The 19,607-nt window shown below is 28.4% G+C and carries 19 protein-coding genes; 16 read left to right on the top strand and 3 right to left on the bottom strand.

From position 1 onward, the window contains the following. Positions 1-9: 9 nt before the first annotated feature. The 7 genes from clpX (at position 10) to L3B98_RS20335 (ending at position 8,175) form a co-directional block, all read left to right on the top strand. On the top strand, positions 10-1,299 hold the full coding sequence (clpX, locus tag L3B98_RS20365) for an ATP-dependent Clp protease ATP-binding subunit ClpX (protein ID WP_238918044.1): 1,290 nt from the start codon (positions 10-12) through the stop codon (positions 1,297-1,299). A 256-nt stretch (positions 1,300-1,555) separates the two neighbouring features. Then, on the top strand, positions 1,556-3,232 hold the full coding sequence (lonB, locus tag L3B98_RS20360) for an ATP-dependent protease LonB (protein WP_026106427.1): 1,677 nt from the start codon (positions 1,556-1,558) through the stop codon (positions 3,230-3,232). Positions 3,233-3,560: 328 nt separating this feature from the next. Next, complete coding sequence (gene lon / locus L3B98_RS20355) at positions 3,561-5,891, top strand: endopeptidase La (protein ID WP_015391640.1); 2,331 nt, start codon at positions 3,561-3,563, stop codon at positions 5,889-5,891. Next, positions 5,881-6,477 (top strand): ribosome biogenesis GTP-binding protein YihA/YsxC, encoded by a 597-nt coding sequence (gene yihA / locus L3B98_RS20350; protein ID WP_238918043.1) that lies wholly within the window; start codon positions 5,881-5,883, stop codon positions 6,475-6,477. The genes lon and yihA overlap by 11 nt, the downstream gene beginning before the upstream one ends. Before the next feature lie 318 nt (positions 6,478-6,795). Beyond that, positions 6,796-7,251: a hypothetical protein gene (locus L3B98_RS20345; protein ID WP_015391642.1), complete on the top strand. Its 456-nt coding sequence runs from the start codon at positions 6,796-6,798 to the stop codon at positions 7,249-7,251. Positions 7,252-7,282: 31 nt separating this feature from the next. Further along, entirely contained in the window at positions 7,283-7,513 is a 231-nt protein-coding gene (locus L3B98_RS20340) for a hypothetical protein (RefSeq protein ID WP_015391643.1), read from the top strand. A 119-nt stretch (positions 7,514-7,632) separates the two neighbouring features. Then, a complete protein-coding gene (locus L3B98_RS20335; protein WP_015391644.1) occupies positions 7,633-8,175 on the top strand; it encodes a hypothetical protein in 543 nt (180 codons plus the stop codon). Positions 8,176-8,324: 149 nt separating this feature from the next. Here the strand turns inward: L3B98_RS20335 and L3B98_RS20330 are convergent, their stop codons facing one another. Further along, a complete protein-coding gene (locus L3B98_RS20330; protein ID WP_238918042.1) occupies positions 8,325-9,254 on the bottom strand; it encodes a hypothetical protein in 930 nt (309 codons plus the stop codon). Positions 9,255-9,377: 123 nt separating this feature from the next. Next, complete coding sequence (locus tag L3B98_RS20325) at positions 9,378-9,785, bottom strand: Fur family transcriptional regulator (protein ID WP_015391647.1); 408 nt, start codon at positions 9,783-9,785, stop codon at positions 9,378-9,380. 322 nt (positions 9,786-10,107) lie between these two features. Between L3B98_RS20325 and L3B98_RS20320 the strand changes: the two genes are divergently transcribed. Both L3B98_RS20320 and L3B98_RS20315 read left to right on the top strand, forming a co-directional pair. After that, positions 10,108-10,425 (top strand): hypothetical protein, encoded by a 318-nt coding sequence (locus tag L3B98_RS20320; RefSeq protein ID WP_015391648.1) that lies wholly within the window; start codon positions 10,108-10,110, stop codon positions 10,423-10,425. Between the two features lie 162 nt (positions 10,426-10,587). Continuing rightward, positions 10,588-10,815, top strand: coding sequence for a hypothetical protein (locus L3B98_RS20315; protein WP_015391649.1), 228 nt, complete (start codon positions 10,588-10,590; stop codon positions 10,813-10,815). A gap of 112 nt (positions 10,816-10,927) precedes the next feature. Here L3B98_RS20315 and L3B98_RS20310 read toward each other — a convergent pair whose 3' ends face one another. Next, positions 10,928-12,406, bottom strand: coding sequence for a nicotinate phosphoribosyltransferase (locus tag L3B98_RS20310; protein ID WP_238918041.1), 1,479 nt, complete (start codon positions 12,404-12,406; stop codon positions 10,928-10,930). A gap of 584 nt (positions 12,407-12,990) precedes the next feature. Between L3B98_RS20310 and L3B98_RS20305 the strand changes: the two genes are divergently transcribed. The 7 genes from L3B98_RS20305 (at position 12,991) to L3B98_RS20275 (ending at position 19,605) form a co-directional block, all read left to right on the top strand. Then, positions 12,991-15,009: an ATP-dependent helicase gene (locus L3B98_RS20305; RefSeq protein ID WP_238918040.1), complete on the top strand. Its 2,019-nt coding sequence runs from the start codon at positions 12,991-12,993 to the stop codon at positions 15,007-15,009. Positions 15,010-15,119: 110 nt separating this feature from the next. Further along, positions 15,120-15,737 (top strand): tyrosine-type recombinase/integrase, encoded by a 618-nt coding sequence (locus L3B98_RS20300; protein WP_238918039.1) that lies wholly within the window; start codon positions 15,120-15,122, stop codon positions 15,735-15,737. Further along, a complete protein-coding gene (locus tag L3B98_RS20295; protein WP_238918038.1) occupies positions 15,734-16,171 on the top strand; it encodes a site-specific integrase in 438 nt (145 codons plus the stop codon). Before L3B98_RS20300 ends, L3B98_RS20295 begins: the two co-directional genes overlap by 4 nt. A 57-nt stretch (positions 16,172-16,228) precedes the next feature. Next, positions 16,229-16,897, top strand: coding sequence for a zinc ribbon domain-containing protein (locus tag L3B98_RS20290; RefSeq protein ID WP_238918037.1), 669 nt, complete (start codon positions 16,229-16,231; stop codon positions 16,895-16,897). Between the two features lie 69 nt (positions 16,898-16,966). Continuing rightward, positions 16,967-17,239: an HNH endonuclease gene (locus L3B98_RS20285; protein WP_238918036.1), complete on the top strand. Its 273-nt coding sequence runs from the start codon at positions 16,967-16,969 to the stop codon at positions 17,237-17,239. A gap of 71 nt (positions 17,240-17,310) precedes the next feature. Then, positions 17,311-17,679 carry a hypothetical protein gene (locus L3B98_RS20280; protein ID WP_238918035.1) on the top strand — a complete coding sequence of 123 codons (369 nt, stop codon included), beginning with the start codon at positions 17,311-17,313 and terminating at the stop codon, positions 17,677-17,679. Positions 17,680-17,856: 177 nt separating this feature from the next. Beyond that, positions 17,857-19,605 (top strand): DUF262 domain-containing protein, encoded by a 1,749-nt coding sequence (locus L3B98_RS20275; protein ID WP_238918034.1) that lies wholly within the window; start codon positions 17,857-17,859, stop codon positions 19,603-19,605. Positions 19,606-19,607 lie beyond the last annotated feature (2 nt).

Here is a 19,607-nt window from a genome sequence, read left to right as displayed (position 1 = left end):
GGTGAATGTATGGCTAAGTATGATGAAAAGAAACAGTTAAAGTGTTCTTTCTGCGGGAAAACACAAGAACAAGTAAAAAGATTAATTGCAGGGCCTGGTGTATATATTTGTGACGAATGTATTGACTTGTGCTCTGAAATCATAGCAGATGAATTTCAAGAAACTGTTGATTTTGACCCAAAAAGTGTTCCAAAACCAAATGAAATTAAAGAGTATTTAGATTCTTATGTTATTGGTCAAGAAAGAGCAAAGAAATCTTTGGCGGTAGCAGTTTATAATCATTATAAGAGAATAAATACTAATAAAGAAGATATGGATGTTGAGCTATCAAAAAGTAATATTTTATTATTAGGACCAACTGGTTCTGGTAAAACATTACTTGCTCAAACTCTAGCAAGATTTTTAAATGTACCTTTTGCAATAGCTGATGCTACAACATTAACTGAAGCAGGATATGTTGGAGAAGACGTAGAAAATATTCTTTTAAAGCTTATACAAAATGCAGATTATGATGTAGAAAAAGCAGAAAGAGGAATAATATATATAGATGAAATAGATAAGATTGCTAGAAAATCTGAAAATCCATCTATTACTCGTGATGTATCAGGAGAAGGTGTGCAACAAGCTCTTCTAAAGATTTTAGAAGGAACAGTTGCATCAGTTCCACCACAAGGTGGAAGAAAGCATCCTCATCAAGAATTTATACAAATAAATACTTCTAATATATTATTTATTTGTGGTGGAGCCTTTGATGGAGTTGATAAGATAATAGAAAAGAGAACAAGAAAGAGTTCTATGGGATTTGGAGCAGAAATCCAAGCTAAACATGAAAAAGATGTAGGAAGCTTGCTTAAAGAAATTATGCCAGCTGACTTATTAAAGTTTGGTTTGATCCCTGAATTTGTTGGAAGACTTCCAATACTTGTTACATTAGAATCTTTAGATAGAGAAGCGTTAATTCAAATTTTAACTAAACCTAAAAATGCTCTTGTAAAGCAATATAAGAAGTTATTTGAAATGGATGATGTAAAATTAGAATTTGATGATAAATCTCTTGATGCAATTGCAGATGAAGCTATAAGCAGACAGACTGGAGCTAGAGGCTTAAGAGCTATCATTGAAGATATAATGAATGAAATAATGTATGAAATACCTACAGATAATAGAATAACTAAGGTTACAATAACAGATGATACTATTAAGAGTAAGAAAGAGCCTATTATTGAAAGGCTTGAAGAAGGAAAAGTTAGACCAACTTTAGTTAAAGCTAGAACTAAAAAAGGTATAGAATCAGCTTAAGATATTTATAAATCTATAGAAACAAGTTAGTATACTTATTACGGGTTATACTAACTTGTTTTTTTATTGTACATAAAATCATAAAAGATGATTAATAATTGATTATTGAGCATTGAGCATTGAGCATTGCAATATATATTTATAAATTAAGAATATATTTGTAATAATAAGCAAATAATACTAATAACAAAAATGTAAGTAGAAAGGAGATAATAACAATAATGTTATTATGGTTATTGTTATTATGTTAAAGGTTATGACGAATATATTAATGATTTTGCAAATTATAGTTTTAATTCTTATGGTTTATGTTATGTTTAACTCCATGAATAAGCCACAAAAGACTAGAGAAGTGGTAATTGATAGGGAAAATACAAAAGAACTAAATAAATTAAATAAGTTAAGACAAATAAGTTTATCAAAACCGTTAACAGAAAAAAGTAGACCTTCAACCTTTGAAGAAGTAATAGGTCAAGAAAAGGGAATTAAGGCATTAAAAGCAGCGCTGTGTGGCCCTAATCCACAACATGTGATTATATATGGCCCTCCTGGAGTTGGAAAAACAGCAGCAGCTAGATTAGTATTGGATGAGGCTAGAAAGTCAAAATTATCACCTTTTACACAAAACTCTAAATTTGTTGAACTTGATGCAACCACATTAAGATTTGATGAGAGAGGTATTGCAGATCCTCTTATTGGCTCAGTACATGATCCGATATATCAAGGAGCAGGATCATTAGGGGTTGCAGGTATTCCTCAACCAAAGGCTGGGGCAGTTACTAAGGCTCATGGAGGAGTTCTTTTTTTAGATGAAATAGGAGAATTGCATCCGATTGAATTAAATAAGCTTTTGAAAGTTTTGGAGGATAGAAAAGTTTTTTTAGATAGTTCATATTATAGTTCTGAAGATAGTAATATGCCTAGGTACATAAAAGAAGTTTTTGAAAATGGATTGCCAGCAGATTTTAGATTAATTGGTGCTACAACAAGATCGCCAGAAGAAATAATACCTGCAATTAGATCAAGATGTGTCGAAATATTTTTTAGAGCACTATTACCAGAAGAAATAGAAAAAATTGCAGCTAATTGTGTTAATAAAGTGGGGTTGATGATTACAAAAGAAGCAATTGAAGAAGTGAGTAAATATTGCACTAATGGAAGAGAAGTTATAAATTTAATACAATTAGCATCAGGAATAGCAATTAATGAGAATAGAATTGAAATAATATTTGAGGATATTAAATGGGTATTAGAAAATGGGCAATATAATAAAATAGTTTCTAATTTTATACCGTCCAAATCAAAAGTTGGAGTTGTAAATGGTTTAGCAGTATATGGTGCGAATATTGGAATGCTAATGCCGCTTGAAGTAAGCTGTAAAAGAGTTGATGATAGAAGAGGAGAATTAAAGGTTACAGGAATAGTAGAGGAAGAGGAAATCACAAATAATAATAAAAAAATTAAAATGAAAAGTACCGCATATTCTTCAGTTCAAAATGTATTAACAGTTTTAGATAATTTATTTGACTTGAATACTGATAAATATGATATACATGTTAATATACCAGGTGGAATGCCAGTTGATGGCCCATCGGCTGGTATTAGTATAGCTACGGCAATATATAGTGCTATAACAAAGCAGGCAGTTAATAGATTTGTTGCAATGACAGGTGAGATAAGCATTTTGGGGTCAGTTAAGGCTATAGGAGGGGTGAAAGCAAAAATATCAGCTGCACTTAAAGGAGGGGCCACAAAAGTTATTATACCTAAAGACAATTTTGATGAGTCTTTAAATGAAATAGCTGGAATTGAAATAATTACAGTAAGCAAATTTAGTGAAGTTATAAAGGTTGCAATAGAAGTTAGAGAAGTTGTTAATGGAAATGATGTGGAAATATTATCAGCAGAAGCAAATTCTTCATTAAAAAATTAAAATTAATACAAAAATTGTAATAAGCCAATTTAGTTTTTCTTTAAAATTAGGAGAAACTAAATTGGCTGCAATAAATATTTTTACACATTTTCTTTTTTTTATTAATATATATATGGTATAATAGATGGATTAAACAATAATTATTATAAGGTATAAAATAATTTTAAGTTTGAAATTGTTTAGATGACATATGTTGATTTTTTATATTTTGAAGACATAATATAATAGATAGTTTTTGTATTAAGAATTATTGAAAAATTTAATTATTATGTGTATACTATTTAAGTCAAAAAAAATATGTTATTAAGATATGGGGGGAAATAGTACTATGAAAAAGTTATATACGATTCCGCTAATTCCTTTAAGAGGATTGACTGTTTTTCCTAATGTAGTTGTGCATTTTGATGCGGGAAGAGAAAAATCCACAGCAGCTATTGAACAAGCTATGCTAGATGGACAAGAAGTCTTTCTTGCGGCTCAAAAAGATTCTGTGGTAGAAGAACCTGGTCAAGATGAAATTTATTCTATTGGAACTATATGTAAAATAAAACAAATTCTTAAAATGTCAGATAATACTATTAGAGTTCTCGTGGAAGGAAAAGAAAGAGGCAAAATAGTAGAATATATAGAAGAAGGACAAAATTATTTGAAAGTTTCAGTTGAAGCATTAGAAGAGGAAGTTGAAAAAAGTGAAGAATTAGACGCTTATATAAAGCTTTTGAATAAAGAATTTAATAGATTATTAAAACTAGTTGAAGAAAATTATGGAGATGCTGTTAAATTAGTTGATTCTTCAGAGCAACCAAGTCAATTTATAGATATGGTAGCTTCGTATGCAATTACAGAGGAAAAATTAAAGCAAGAAATTCTAGAAACTATGAATTTAGCAAAAAGATCAGAAAAGGTATTAGAGAGAATAAAAATAGAAATTTCAATTGCTAAAATCCAAAGGAAAATTGCTAATAAGGTTAAAAGCAATGTCGCAAAGGAACAAAAGGAATATTATTTAAGACAACAATTAAATGCAATCCAAGAGGAATTAGGCGAAGATGATGATGATAAGAAGGAAATAATTAAATACGAGGAAAAAATTAAAAAAGCAAAACTTAATAAAGAAGTTAAGGATAAAGTTAATTATGAATTATCAAGATTAAAAGGAATGAATCAAACATCATCGGAAAGTAATGTTGTTAAGACTTATTTAGATTGGGCATTAGATATTCCTTGGGGAAAATATACTAAGGAAAGTATTAATGTTGTAAAGGCAAGAGAAGTTTTAGATAATGAACATTTTGGTCTTGAAGATGTTAAAGATAGAATAATAGAATATTTAGCTGTAAAGCAATTTAGTAAGTCTCAAAAAGGACCGATTCTTTGTTTAGTTGGACCACCAGGGGTTGGAAAAACATCCATTGCTAGATCTATAGCTCATGCCATTAATAGAAAATATACAAGAATATCTTTAGGTGGAATGAAAGATGAGGCAGAAATAAGAGGTCATAGAAAAACATATGTAGGAGCTATTCCAGGTAGAATAGTTTATGCAATGAAGGAAGCAAAATCTATGAACCCACTTATGCTTTTTGATGAAATCGACAAGATTAATTCAAATTATAAAGGAGATCCATCTGATGCTTTGCTAGAAATATTAGATAGTGAGCAAAATAAGGATTTTAGAGATAGCTATTTAGAGGTTCCTATGGATCTATCAAAGGTTATGTTCATAGCTACAGCAAATACGTTAGAAACAGTGCCAAGGCCTCTATTAGATAGAATGGAAGTTATTGAAGTATCAGGATATACTTATGAAGAGAAATTTAATATAGCTAAAAGGCATTTAATCCCTAAAATATTTAAAGAATTAGATATACCAGTAAATAAAATAAATATTGAAGATAATTCAATTATGGATGTTATTGAAGGTTATACAAGAGAATCAGGAGTCCGTGGCTTAGAAAGAAAGTTGAATTCTCTTGTGAGAAAAGCTTTAGCAGAAATGTTGAAGGATGGGAAAAAAGAAGTCTCTATTAGTAGTGAAAATGTTGAAAAATTATTAGGAAAAAGAAGTTTTGACATTGATAAAATAGATAAAGTGGATAAAGTGGGCGTTGTTACTGGAATGGCATGGACAGCTTATGGTGGAGATACGCTTCCAATAGAAGCTATGGTAATGACAGGCTCAGGTAAGTTAGAGCTTACAGGAAAACTTGGTGATGTTATGCAGGAATCTGCAAAAACAGCATATAGTTATGTAAGAGCTAATGCACTTAAGTTTGGTATTAATGAAACTTTTTATAAGGAAAAGGATATACACATTCATGCACCTGAAGGAGCAGTTCCAAAAGATGGTCCATCAGCCGGTGTTACAATGGTAACGGCACTTGTATCAGCTTTATCAGGTAAGAAAGTTAAGCATAATGTAGCAATGACTGGAGAAGTAACTTTGACAGGAAGAGTTCTTCCTATTGGAGGTTTGAAAGAAAAATCATTAGCAGCATTTAGAGCTGGTGTAGATACAATAATAATTCCAAAGGAAAATGAGAAAGATATAGAGAAGATACCTAATTCCATAAGAAATAGTTTAAATATTATTTCAGCTAAGGAAGTAAATGAGGTATTGAAAAATGCACTAATTGGAGAGGATGCTAATGAGAATTAAAAAGTCGGATTTTGTTACTTCAGCAGTAAAGAGAAATCAATATCCTATAGATAATCGAGCTGAAATTGCGTTTGTAGGCAGATCTAATGTTGGAAAAAGTTCAATAATAAATGCTTTAACAAACAGAAATAAATTAGCTAAAGTAAGCCAAACACCAGGAAAAACTAGATTAATTAATTTCTTTATAATAAATGATGATTTTTATTTAGTTGATTTACCTGGTTATGGATATGCTAAAGTATCAAAATCAGAAAAAGAGAGCTGGGGAAAGACCATTGAAACCTATTTAACAAGTAGGGAACAATTAAAAAGAGTTGTTTTACTTGTGGATTCAAGGCATAAACCAACAGGCGATGATATTTTAATGTATAAATGGATTAAGCATTTTGGATATGATGTTATAATTGTTGCAACAAAAAGCGATAAACTTTCTAGAAATGAATTGAAAAAAAATGAAAAAATAATAAAGGAAACTTTAGAATTAACCTCAGAAGACAAGTTGTATTTCTTCTCGTCTGTAAGTAAGGATGGAAGAGATCAATTAATAGATAATCTTTTTCTTGAATTCGCTACAGATATAGATTAAAATATCTACTTTTTATAAAAGGTATAAAAATTTTTTCATTAGAATGTATTTTAATATTAAAAGAGTCTACTACAAATATTTTGTAGTAGGCTTTTTTGTGCATATATAGAAAAAATGGAATTTTAGAAATCTGAGAGTTTGATGAAACCTAGGGTTGTCATTCATTATTACTTATTCATTAATTGGCAAAGCCAATTAGTGTGCCGCAGGCACTTTGTTCTTGAGAATAAAATCTTGTATAAAAACTAGTGTCAAAAGTTATGTGGGAGAATAATATATAGTATAAAAAAGAAAAAATATTTCCAAGGAGGAATAAATATGGAAATGAATGATATCCTAAATGGTTTAAATTCATGTAGTGATGATTGTTGTGAATCAGCTTCAAACACTTCAGGATGCGGATCAAGTTTTGGTGGCCCAGGATTTGGAGGCTGCGGAGGTTTTCCAGGTGGAGCAGGTTTTGGTAATCCATGCGGTTGTGGTTTTGGAAGCTGGATTTGGATTTTATTAATATTATTCTATTGTGGTTGTGGAAAGAACTTTGGTAGAGTAGGAAGCGGCTATGGATACGGTGGTGGCTGTGGTTGTGGCTGCGAAAAGAAACGTGAATGTTGTTGCGAAGGTGGAAACTACGGTGGATTTTTAAGTAACTGTTCACCATATTTGTTTGTATTAGTAATTTTATTCCTTTGCAATAATAGCTTCAATGGTTGTGGAGTTGGATCAGGAATAAATCCTTGCAATAATAATTTTGGCTGCATTACTGGCTGCTAGAATTCGTAATTTTTAGAAAGGAGAGATAATTATGTCTAAAAAGAAATGCTGCTGTCAAAAGAAACATGATGAATGCTGCTGCCCTAGTAACTCTGGTTTTTTGGGAGGCGGAAATAGCTGTACACCAATAATATTCTTATTAATTGCATGTGGTTCTGGATTATTAAATTGTAATAAATCCTATTTAATTATTTTACTATTTTTATTATGTGGCGGATGTAGTTTCTTAGGTGGAAATCACGAAGGATCTAGCTGCTGTTAATTTATAAGATAGTGGATAGAGGGCTTTTAGGCCCTCTAAAAAAATGCCTAAAAACATAAACATTTTTTTAGTAATATACATATATTAGTAAGAGGTAATTATAATGAAAGGGTTTTAATATGGCTAAGCATAAACATAGAGATCAAGATTCAACAAGAAATGATACAAATGCTAGTGCCAACACTAACAATAGCACAAGAAGCAGTATACCTTTTGGTATAGATCCAATGCAATTGATGGGATTATTAGGTGGCAATTTTGATATGAATAATATGGGTAATATGCTAGCTTCAATGAATACAAATGGATTTAATTTGGGAAATTTGAACTCGATAGCACAAATGATGGGGTTGAATTTGGACAATAATCTTTTTCAAAATAGTATGACCAATCAAAATGTTGATAATAATAAGATTTATCCTAATATGAGTCAAAATCCTAAGAAATATTCTAATAACACAAATTCAAAGAGTGCTGAAAATTCATATGTAGATAGAAGTAGTAAAAAAAGTGAAAACAGTGGCAGTAGCAAAAGTATCAAAGAAAATGATCCGAATTTGGAGTTTTTAATGGCTTTAAAGAATTATGTTCATCCAGATAGAGCACGTCTAATAAATAAAATAATTGAAGCATATAAAACTGGAGAATTTGATGAAAGTTAAAATTAATCTAAAATTACTGAATATTAAATTAGAAAGTGTCAATAATATCAATGTAATAGATAGTGGTTCTATTATAGACTTGATGAAACATTCATTTCATTAAGTATCCCCTCATCCCCCTTAGGCCGCATAGTGCGGCCTTATATATTTTATTTGGCTTTTTGTATAGCACTAATTTTATAAGAAGCAGCATCTTTTTGTAAGTCTATAACAAAGATGAATTCTGATTTGTCATTTCTATTTCCTTTTAAGTTACTCTTTTCAAAAGATAATCTCCATCTTATTGAATAAGGCTCTCCGGATTGTGTCCATTTATAATCGTAGAAAAAAGCATTTTGAAAAGAATAGGAATAATTATCTTTGTCTAACCCCCAAAGTAAAGATAAGTTTTCTTTATCAATTCCTGTGGTGAATATGTCAGGGAGATCATCAATAATATATGGTAGTTCTATTAAATTTATAAAGTTTGTGACAGATTCTAATGAAGGAACATTAGAATTATTATTACTAGTGTTAAGAGTCTTATTATTAATAAGCATAAAGGTATTTAATGAAGAAAGTCCTCCGGAAGAAGACAGAGAATAGCATTGAGGAGTTTTTGGGTTTTTACAATCTAGTATTCCAAAAATATTATTATTACTATAATATACTAAAGTGAAATTTTTTCCATTCCAATGAAATACATAACATGCTGATTTATCATTTTTACTGCCTTGAAGAATAATTTCAGGAATATTGTCTCTAGAAATGTCATGAATAAAAACTTTAGGTTCCCAATGAGTATTATTATTAAAAAGTGTTTTATCTTGAACTTGATTTGATAGATAATAACTATTATTAGAAGATGTAATATTTAAGTCAATTTTGTTTTGGGCATTTACTATTTGTAAAGAATCTTTTTTTCCGTCACCAGTAAGGTCTATTTGTGATGTTTGAGAAGGATTTAAAGGAGATATAGTTTGAGTTGCTTTATAATTATATGGGTTAAAATGAATAATAATTGTTGTTAGAGTAATTATTACTGCTATATACAATAATAAACTTATTAAATTTCTTTTATTTATTATTAAGATTTTCATTATGTATCACCTCGTTAAATTATATGATTATTTTGGGATACATATTAATCATAATGAAGAGATTAACTAAAAAAAGACTGTAACTATAAATTTGTATTTATAGCTGCAGCCCGGAACTAAGATTTATTGACAATTAGTACAATAACCATAAAAATAAACCTTATTACTAACAATTCTATAATCTGTATGAGTTTCTGCCAAAGAATTAAGATTATCTAGAGTTAAATCTTTGAAATCATCAACTTTGCCACAACCTAAACATTGTAAATGTGGATGTGGAGCTGAATTGCCATCATATCTAAAGTTTCCTTCTCCAACATTTATTTCTTGAATTAATCCAACTTCGACTAATGTTTTTAATGCTTTATATACAGTAGCTAAACTCATAGTCGGGTATTGAACGTGAATGTCTGTATAAATAACATCAGCAGAAGGATGTGAAGTAGTATTAAGTAAATAGTTATATACTGCAAGTCGCTGAGGAGTTAATTTTAGCTTTTTTTCTTTAAAAATTGAAGCTATATAGTCCATATTGTACACCTCGCTTTCAACTGTTTTATTAAAAATTATAACATGTAAATATCTATATAGTCAATTATATGGAGTAAAATTATTTATTGATAATAATTATTAATACAAAAAAGTTTTATAAAAGAATAAAAAGAGGTTGTATAGGAAGGAAAAGTCTGCTAAAATAAAGGTATAAAGAATGTTAATAAATTAACATACTTTTAAAGAATTATATTATTACTTTCGTGAAGCCACAGACTAGATACTAATTTTTATTACAGACTTTAGAATATATAGCCTATGATAAAAATCAATACAAGAAACAATAAGGAGGCGTATTTTTGTGGGAAAATATAAGGTTGGAGATGAGTTAATAATTGTAAATGATCCAGGTAAGGATAATGAAAAGTTGAGAGAATTAACAACTTTAAGTGTTGATGGAGATTTTGCACAAATATCTTGGGGGATACAAATATTAAATGTAGAGTATGATAAGCCAAATGTAACTTTGACTTATAAAAATGCTAATGGTGAAAAGAATAAAGTTTTTGCAGTATGCAAGGATGTTGAAAACTTTGTTCAAGAGAAAGTATTAGAAAAAGCATTACTTAGAGCTTTCCAAAACGAAATTATAAATATTTCTGTTTGTAAGAATAAATAATAATTAAAATTGATAAGAGTAACTTTGGTTTGAAGTTACTCTTTTTTTTAATTAATGTTAATGAAATTATAGGGAAAATGTTTACTTTTTATCATTCATGTAATATAATTGATTTGTAATAATAGAAAATTGAGAGAATTATGAAAAAAAGGGTGGGGTATTATGAGTAAATGTCCATTTTGGTCAAATTCTAGGGAAAAAGTTGAATGCTATAGTGAGTGCCCGATATTTGGAAGCGAGCTAACACAAGGAGAGGGAAGTGAGAAATGTGTTTTTCATGATTGTTCTGATGTAAGCGATATAAGCTTTAAGGAAAGCATGAAAGAAGAATATAATTTCTTGAATGTTTCAATGTATGATAGTGAAAAATATCTAAATATGAATTTTTAGATAGAAAGAGCGAGATAAAAATTATTTTATCTCGCTTTAATTATATAGAATTATTATAAAAATAGTGTCATAAATATTCAAAATTATTAATGTTTAGATGTACAAAGTAATACTATACTTCATATGAATTTGTATATTTATGAAGCAGAGAATGTTTTAATGACCACAAATTTTGAGATAAATCGACATAATAAGTATGAGGATTTTCAAATCTAAGTACTTCAGGCCACAATTTTTCTGTTTCAATTTTTGAAAACTCTTTTATTTCTAAAACAGATGAAGATTTATATACACATTCACCTTTTTTAAATATTTCAACTTGAAGTTCTTTAGTGTAGAAATTTTTGATTTTTTTCCTCTTCCAAGTGTGGATAGGATCAAATATCACTAAAGGTTCATTTTCATTAATTATTTCATCTCTTAAGGTAATTAAATCAGCTAATGCTTTATGAGAGGTTTTATCGAAAATTCTAATTATCTTTTTAAAACCTGGATTAGTTATTTTTTCATCATTTTCACTAATCTTAATTTTTGGAATTATTTCATCTTCGTTGTCTAAAGCAACTAGCTTATAGACACCACCAAAAACAGGTTCGGATTTTGCAGTTATAAGTCTTTCTCCAACTCCAAAGGAATTTATACATGCACCTTGATCTAGTACATCTTTTATGATGTGTTCATCCAAAGAATTTGAAATAACTATATTACAATCTTCATAGCCAGCATCATCTAGCATTTTTCGGCATTTTTTTGTTAGATAAGTTATATCACCAGAATCAATTCTAATACCACGAGGACGCTTACCAAGAGGCTTTAAAATCTCATCAAACACTTTAATTGCATTTGGCACACCTGATTTTATAACATTATAGGTATCAATAAGTAAGACACAATCATCAGGATAAATTTCAGCCCAAGCCTTAAAAGCTTCATATTCGGTATCGTACAATTGAACCCAGCTATGAGCCATAGTTCCTACAGCAGGAATGTTAAACATTCTATCAGATAAAGTACAAGCAGTTGAACTACATCCACCAATAATAGCAGCTCTTGCACCATAAATTGCACCATCGTATCCTTGAGCTCTTCTTGAACCAAATTCCATTACAGGACGTCCTTCAGCAGCTCTACATATTCTATTAGCCTTTGTAGCAATTAATGTTTGATGATTTATAGTTAAAAGAATCATAGTTTCAAGAAATTGAGCTTGTATTACAGGGCCACGAACAGTTACTAAAGGTTCATTTGGAAATACTGGATTTCCTTCTGGAACTGCCCAAACATCACAAGTAAATTTGAAGTCTTTTAAATATTCAAGAAATTCGGCAGAGAAAATATTTTTTTCTCTTAAATAAGTGATGTCATCATCTGTAAATTTCAAGGTGCTTAAATAATCTATTAATTGATCAACACCAGCCATTATACAATATCCACCTTCATCAGGAATTCTTCTAAAAAACATGTCAAAATAAGCTATTTTGTCTTTAAGTCCTTTAGCAAAATAACCATTTCCCATAGTTAATTCATAAAAATCAACTAACATTGTTAGATTTCTTTCATCTCTTACGTTGAAATTAGATTTATTATTCATAAATAATCTCCTTTATAAAAACCATTAAATAATTTCAGTTTAGTTATGTACATATTTTTTCTTTAGAATTAAAATACATAAAACTATTGTACATCTAGAAGACATTGATTACAATATAGTTGCTGTAAACTTATAGATATCAAACGCAAGAATTTGACTTATGCAACAATTACCGAAATCAGATACATTTATCTTCCACAGGACTAGTGAAATTTTCGCTGGAAGGTTCTAAGTGAAAGGTTGCACCCATTTCTGCATGTTCCTAAAGTAAATTTATGACAAGCAGAAAATGAAACAACCTTCCACTAATAACCATCATCAGCTCAATTTCACATGCCTGCTTCCAGAAAAATGTATCTGATTTCTAGTGTAGTGTTACGATTATAATTTCTCAATGATGTATGTATATTCCATTTATAAGTTTGAGTATTGATTTGGATATATATGGGTTTATAACATGAATAATAGATTTTAGATGGAACTTAGAAATTCAAATGAATTTTTACATCTATGAAATTAATCTAATAATTATGGGTAAAATTTAAGATAAATAATAATAAAGAAAAGAAAGAGGGATTTTTGTAGTGGGGGTTAACCTTGATAAGTACCAGATGAGTGCAGTAAAAGCTGAGGAAAGAAATGCATTGATAGTAGCAGCACCAGGCTCTGGAAAAACAACAGTTATTATAAATAAAGTTGACCATTTGGTTGAAAATAAAAGGGTTCCTAATGGAAATATAATAGTGATTACTTTTACAAAAGCAGCAGCACAAAATATGAAAAATAGGTATGAAGCTGCTTTTAATAAAAATAGATCTCCTTTCTTTGGAACGTTTCATGGCCTTTTTTATAAAATTCTTTTAAGAAGTGGAAAAAATATTGAAATAGTAGATGGAGCAATTGTTCACAAAATAGTTAGCAACGTTTTAATGAAATATTTTGATGAAATTAATGAAGATAAAGTAAAGGAAGCTGTAAATAATATTTCTTTATTTAAAACTTCAAGAGTGCCTTTGAGTGAATTTAAATCTTCTCTTGCAAAAGAAATTTTTATTGAAGCTTTAGAAAAATATGAAGACTATAAGAAAGAAAATAACAAACGAGACTTTGATGATTTAGCAATTGAAGTTTTGGAGATGCTTCAAAGAGATGAAAATATGCTTGAAAGTTATAGAAAATTATTTAAATACGTATTAGTTGATGAATTTCAAGATTGTGATGAAATGCAGGTTGATTTCTTAAAGCTAATAAATGATGGAAAAGAAAATTCACTTTTTGCAGTTGGAGATGAGGATCAATGCATTTATTCATTTAGAGGCTCAAAGCCAGAATATATGGTTAGCTTCGATAAAATATTTAAAAATGGTAAGAAATATTACTTATCAGTTAATTATAGAAGTAAAATGAATATAGTTGATAAATCAAAAGAAATAATAAGATTTAATAAGGAAAGAAATAATAAAGAAATACATTGGGATAGAGAAGCTGAAGGCATTATTAAATGGTTTAATCCATATAATGAAAAAATGCAGGGAGAAAGTCTGGCTGATATTATTGAAAAGAATAGAAGTTTGGGTACTCCTTATGAAGATAATGCAATATTATATAGAACTAATATAGAATCTATGACAATCATAGAGGTATTAGCAAAAAGAAAAATTCCATTTACTTTGCTAGATAGGGAATACAATTTCTTTGAAAATTTTATATGTAAAGATTTAATTGCATATTTAAAATTATCCATTAACCAATTTGATTTAGAAAGTTTTATACAAATAATAAATAAGCCTTTTAGATATATAAGTAAAGGAAATATTGCATATTTAAAAAATTATGCTAAGGAAGAAAATCCTTTTGATATATTGATTAATAAAGAAGATATTCCTCCATTTCAAAAGAAAAAGTTTGATGATTTAAGAAAAGAAATAAATTATTTAAATAAAATATCATTATCAGCAGCAATTTCATACATAATTACAGACCTAGGATATATGGAGCATTTAAAAGGATATGCTAAAAAGCTTAATCAAAGTATAGATGATTTGGAAGATATAATAGAGGAATTTAAGGTGGCTGCAGAAGGTTGCAAAACTATATTTGAATTTTTGGCACATATTGAAGAAGTTAAGCAGTCAATAGAAGAAAGCAAGAAGAAAACTAAAAGAGAAGGAGTTATATTGAGTACAGTCCATGGCGTGAAGGGAATGGAATTTAAGAATGTATATGTGATTAACTGCGTTGAAGAAACAATACCTCATGTTAACAGTATAAAAGACAATATCGAAGAGGAAAGAAGACTTTTCTACGTTGGAGTAACAAGAGCTATAGATAATCTATATTTATTTTCTCCAAGAAATAGAAAAGGGCAGTTTAAAGAGGTTTCACGATTTATAGTTGAAGGAAGGCTAAATGATTTGCCTGTTGACACCTTTGGCTATGAAGTTGGAAACAAGGTTGCCCATAGAACCTATGGAGTGGCTGAAATAGCAGAATTTGATGAAAAGGACAAGGATAAAATTAAATTGAAGTTTGGTGATGGGACATTTAGGAGTTTCTCTTTGAAGGTGTTGGTGGATAATAATTTGATTGAGAAGGTTGAGTAGTATATTGAAGATATAACTCAATTTGTCCTAGGTATATTTCATAAATGAAAGTGTGCTCGTTCCATACCCGTAAATAGTTAATTTTTGATATAGAGGATGGGATGATCAGTATGGCAAAATTACGATTAAAAACACTAAAAATTAACAATAATTCAAGCAAAACTATAGAAGAATGTTATAGTGAATATATGGATTATTGTAAGTCTATAGGGCTTAGACCAGCGACTTTGGTTAGTAAGAAAAGATTTTATAAATATGAATTGCTGAAGTATATTAATACACAAGATGAAGTCAATACTATTACTCATAAAAAGGTAGAGGAATGGATTAATTATATGATTGATTATGGGTATAAGGGAAATACCTATCAAACATTTGTGATTAAATTGAAGGCATTTCTTACTTATTGTTTTACCAGAGAGTATTTAAAAGAATTTGAAGTTAAGATTCCCGCTATTGTTTTAGAGAAAAAGGAAGTGTATACAGAAGAAGAACTCAAGAAGCTTTTGAAAAAGCCAGATTTGGACACTTGTCTTGTAGGAGATTATAGGTCATTTGTAACAGTATCATTCTTAGTTGGTGCAGGGTGTAGAAGCACAACATTATTAAATGTTAGAATTAAAGATATTGATTTTGAAAAAGAAATGATATTATTTGCACATATGAAAACAAAAAGACAAGCTAATGTACCATTATCGAAATCTTTAAAGATAATATTGAAAGAATGAATTTAAAAGGTGATGATATATTATTTCCTAAACTAGATGGAACCCAAATGAGTTATGATACCTTACATCAAAATTTAGTGAATTATTTCAAGCATTGTAAGGTTAAAATGAGGGGAGTGAATACATTTAGAAATACATTTGCTACCATGTTCATACGTAATGGTGGAGATATTTATAGGTTAAAATTGCTCCTCAACCATAGTAATATTAAAACGACTGAAAGATATGTAAATTTATTACCTATAGATTTTAAAGATGATTTATTACAATATAATCCGTTAGATATTTTAAATAAAAATAAAAAAGATGAGAAAATGAAAATTAAAAAAAATAGTAAACTTAATATATATTATAAAAGGCATATGCAATTGTATGTGCCTTTTTTGTATATTAGAATGCTCAGAAATTGTATGTTTTATAATTATATTGTATAAAAAGGCAGAATATACTATAATTTATATATAATTTTATAATAGTGAAGGTGAAATTTTATGGAATGTCCAAATTGCAATAAGAAAATCAAAGAAGATTACAAGGTTTGTCCATATTGTGAAACAAAACTTAATAATAATGATAAAATATCAAATAAAGTTAAACAAAAAAAGAATAATAATTCTATAATTATAAATGGAGATAATGAAGGTGATATTTATCAAGCACAAGGTGGAATTTATAAAGTAGAATATGATGAGCATTATAATGAACAAATAGCATATAGAAGTAAGAGTCATTTAAAAAATACATTAAGTATATCAACAATAGTAGGGGTGATATCATCTGTTATTACTATATATGAATATATTACTAAAAATACAAATTTTAATACAGTGCTTATAGTAAGTCTAGTAATAGCAGTATTTTCAATTTATCACATAATAAAAACTGGAGCGCTTTTAATAGAAGGAAAATTTGAAACAATTTTTGGTCACACAGTGTACAAAGGCAAGGAAGATGTATACTATACGTCAAAAAAATGGATACAAGGAAAATGTCCAATATGTGATGGCGACATTTATTTAAGGGATTTTACTTATGATTGGAAACCTAAGAAATATGGTGTTTGTGAAAAACATCCATTAGATCATATATTTAGTTTCGAAAAAGATACTATGACTGGTATTAGAATTGAAGAAAATGAAAAAGCAAAATTAAAAAAATAGTATTAAGCTATATAATAATTTGCAAATATAACACAATTTACATAAATATACGATAATTGGAGGAAATGTATGGGAAGAAAAAACGTTAGTGCAATTATACAAAGAAATACATTGATAAATTCCAGAAGAAGGTGTGCAGTGTGTTATGGATTATTTAGAGATGAAAATGTAAAAACAGGTCAAATTGCTCATGTTGATGGAGATAATACAAATAATTCACCTGAAAATCTTTTATTTTTATGTTTGACTCATCATGATCTCTATGATACTAAAACGAGTCAAAGTAAGAATATCACTCAAAAAGAATTAGAGTTTTTAGAGATGAGTTATATGAAAATATAAGTAACATTTTCGAAGGAAATTCAAATGATAGATTGCAAAGTGAATATTTATGGGATAAACAAATATATATTATGATTTATAATATGCTTACTAATACTAAAGCTGTTGAGAAATTAGATAGAATTAGTTTAACTGGAAAGTTTCCTACTGATTTTTTTATGGATTTAGATGAGTTTATTATAACTTGTGAAACTAATGTAGAATTCTGTTTTAAAAACAATGAAATGGAAAAATATAGGCAAGATATGTGTATGTTTTTGAAAAATTTTTTCTACATAGCAGTGTGTTCGCAATATGATTATAGTACAGGAAAAAGTTATATACAAAAAGAATTAGATAATTATTCGGAAATTTGTAATTCATTGGATAGCAATAGGGCAAAGTTTATATATAGCTATACAATGTTAATTCAAAAAGGAATTAAATTGGGATATATTTAATATTCTAATAATATAAGCAAATTAGGAAAAGATGTATGTAATATTAGAAGATAACATTATAAAAAATTAAAGGTTAAGGAGTTTTATTGCTCTTTAACCTTTAATTTTTATGTATAAAATATGTAAAGCGTGAGTATAATTACCAATAAGTCACTTTTTGTAATGGAGGAATGATAAATGGCATTTGAAACACCTATAACAGTAGAATTAGCAGTGCAGAATATAGAAGCTAGAAAATACTTGTTGCCAGATATTCAAAGAGAACTTGTTTGGAATACAGAACAAATAGAACTTTTATTTGATTCTTTGATGAGAGAATATCCAATAGGATCATTTTTATTTTGGGAAGTCGACAAAGAACATGCAAAAGATTATAAATTTTATGAGTTTATCAGGCAGTATTCGGAACTTGATTCTAAACATAACCAAAAAGCTAATACTAATGGAAAAGAAAATATAATATCAATTTTAGATGGACAACAAAGACTAGATGCTTTATATATTGGGTTAACTGGTTCTTATTCTTATAAAACTGCAAGAAGAAGAAATGATGACCCATTAGCATATCCAACTAGAAAACTATATCTAAATTTAAGGAATGATTTATCTAAACAAATAGATAATGACAGAGATTATGATTTTAAGTTTCTTACAGAAAATGAATCAAAAGAAAATAGTGAAAATACATACTGGTTTGAAGTAGGAAAAATTTTAAATTTAACAGAATATCAAGTTAATGATTATTTAATAAGTAATTTTGTTATGAACCCTAATGATAAAGAAAAATCAGTATTTTCTAGCAAAACACTATTTCAATTACATTCTACTATACGCAAAAATCCAGTAATTAATTTTTATCTAGAAAAAAGTAACGAATTGGATAAGGTATTAAATATATTTATCAGAGTTAACAATGGTGGTACTAAGCTAAATTATACAGACTTATTATTATCAATGGCAACAGCACAATGGAAGAATAGGGAAGCTAGAGAAGAAATAAATAGATTTGTAAGAGAAATAAATGATGTGGGAAATAAATTTGCATTTGATAAAGATTTTATACTTAGAGCCTGCTTGGTTTTAGCAGATGTTAATGATATAAGTTTTAAAATAAATAATTTTAAGAAAAATACAATGTTAACTATACAAGAAGAATGGGAATTTATAACTAAAGCTATATATTCAGCAGTTTCACTAATTTCAAGTTTTGGATATAATAAAGAAACATTACCATCTCATAATTCAATTATACCTATTGCATATTATTTGCTTAAAATAGGATTGCCAAATAATTTCGAAAAGATATCAAAATACAAAGGAGATAGAGAGTTAATAAAAAAATGGTTGACAAGATCTCTATTAAAGAAAGTATTTGGAGCGCATCCAGAGAATTTGTATAGGGCTATAAGAGATATAATAAATTATGACAGGGAAGGAGGCTTTCCTCTAAATAAAATAGTTGAAAAGTTCAAAGGAACAGAAAAATCAATTATATTTGATGATGATGAGATAGAAAACTTATTTTTCTATAAATATGGTGAAAAATATACATTTTCAGCTTTAGCTATGATATATTCTACTTTAGATTATAAATATATATTTGATATAGATCATATATATCCAAAATCTTATTTTAAGAAGAATATATTAATATCAAAAGGAATACCTTTGGAAGATGTAGATTTTTACATGAGTAAATATAATAGTTTAGAAAATTTGCAATTGCTTGAATATAATATTAATCGGGAAAAAGGTGATAATGATTTAAAAGAATGGTTATATAAAACTTATCAAGAAGAAGAACGAAAAGAATATATGAAAAAAAATTATATTCCTAATAATATTGAATTAGATATCACCAATTTTAGGGGATTTATAGAAGAAAGGCACAAATTAATGTTTGATGCTTACAAAAAGATTATATAATA

Source organism: Clostridium sp. YIM B02555, assembly GCF_022320955.1.
Classification (GTDB): domain Bacteria; phylum Bacillota; class Clostridia; order Clostridiales; family Clostridiaceae; genus Clostridium; species Clostridium saccharoperbutylacetonicum.
This window is presented reverse-complemented; position numbering and strand designations above follow the sequence as displayed.

Coding starts and splice junctions, on each gene's coding strand:
- clpX (WP_238918044.1), top strand. CDS start 10: ATGGCTAAGTATGATGAAAAGAAACAGTTAAAGTGTTCTTTCTGCGGG.
- lonB (WP_026106427.1), top strand. CDS start 1,556: ATGACGAATATATTAATGATTTTGCAAATTATAGTTTTAATTCTTATG.
- lon (WP_015391640.1), top strand. CDS start 3,561: ATGAAAAAGTTATATACGATTCCGCTAATTCCTTTAAGAGGATTGACT.
- yihA (WP_238918043.1), top strand. CDS start 5,881: ATGAGAATTAAAAAGTCGGATTTTGTTACTTCAGCAGTAAAGAGAAAT.
- L3B98_RS20345 (WP_015391642.1), top strand. CDS start 6,796: ATGGAAATGAATGATATCCTAAATGGTTTAAATTCATGTAGTGATGAT.
- L3B98_RS20340 (WP_015391643.1), top strand. CDS start 7,283: ATGTCTAAAAAGAAATGCTGCTGTCAAAAGAAACATGATGAATGCTGC.
- L3B98_RS20335 (WP_015391644.1), top strand. CDS start 7,633: ATGGCTAAGCATAAACATAGAGATCAAGATTCAACAAGAAATGATACA.
- L3B98_RS20330 (WP_238918042.1), bottom strand. CDS start 9,254: ATGAAAATCTTAATAATAAATAAAAGAAATTTAATAAGTTTATTATTG.
- L3B98_RS20325 (WP_015391647.1), bottom strand. CDS start 9,785: ATGGACTATATAGCTTCAATTTTTAAAGAAAAAAAGCTAAAATTAACT.
- L3B98_RS20315 (WP_015391649.1), top strand. CDS start 10,588: ATGAGTAAATGTCCATTTTGGTCAAATTCTAGGGAAAAAGTTGAATGC.
- L3B98_RS20310 (WP_238918041.1), bottom strand. CDS start 12,406: ATGAATAATAAATCTAATTTCAACGTAAGAGATGAAAGAAATCTAACA.
- L3B98_RS20300 (WP_238918039.1), top strand. CDS start 15,120: ATGGCAAAATTACGATTAAAAACACTAAAAATTAACAATAATTCAAGC.
- L3B98_RS20295 (WP_238918038.1), top strand. CDS start 15,734: ATGAATTTAAAAGGTGATGATATATTATTTCCTAAACTAGATGGAACC.
- L3B98_RS20290 (WP_238918037.1), top strand. CDS start 16,229: ATGGAATGTCCAAATTGCAATAAGAAAATCAAAGAAGATTACAAGGTT.
- L3B98_RS20285 (WP_238918036.1), top strand. CDS start 16,967: ATGGGAAGAAAAAACGTTAGTGCAATTATACAAAGAAATACATTGATA.
- L3B98_RS20280 (WP_238918035.1), top strand. CDS start 17,311: ATGATTTATAATATGCTTACTAATACTAAAGCTGTTGAGAAATTAGAT.
- L3B98_RS20275 (WP_238918034.1), top strand. CDS start 17,857: ATGGCATTTGAAACACCTATAACAGTAGAATTAGCAGTGCAGAATATA.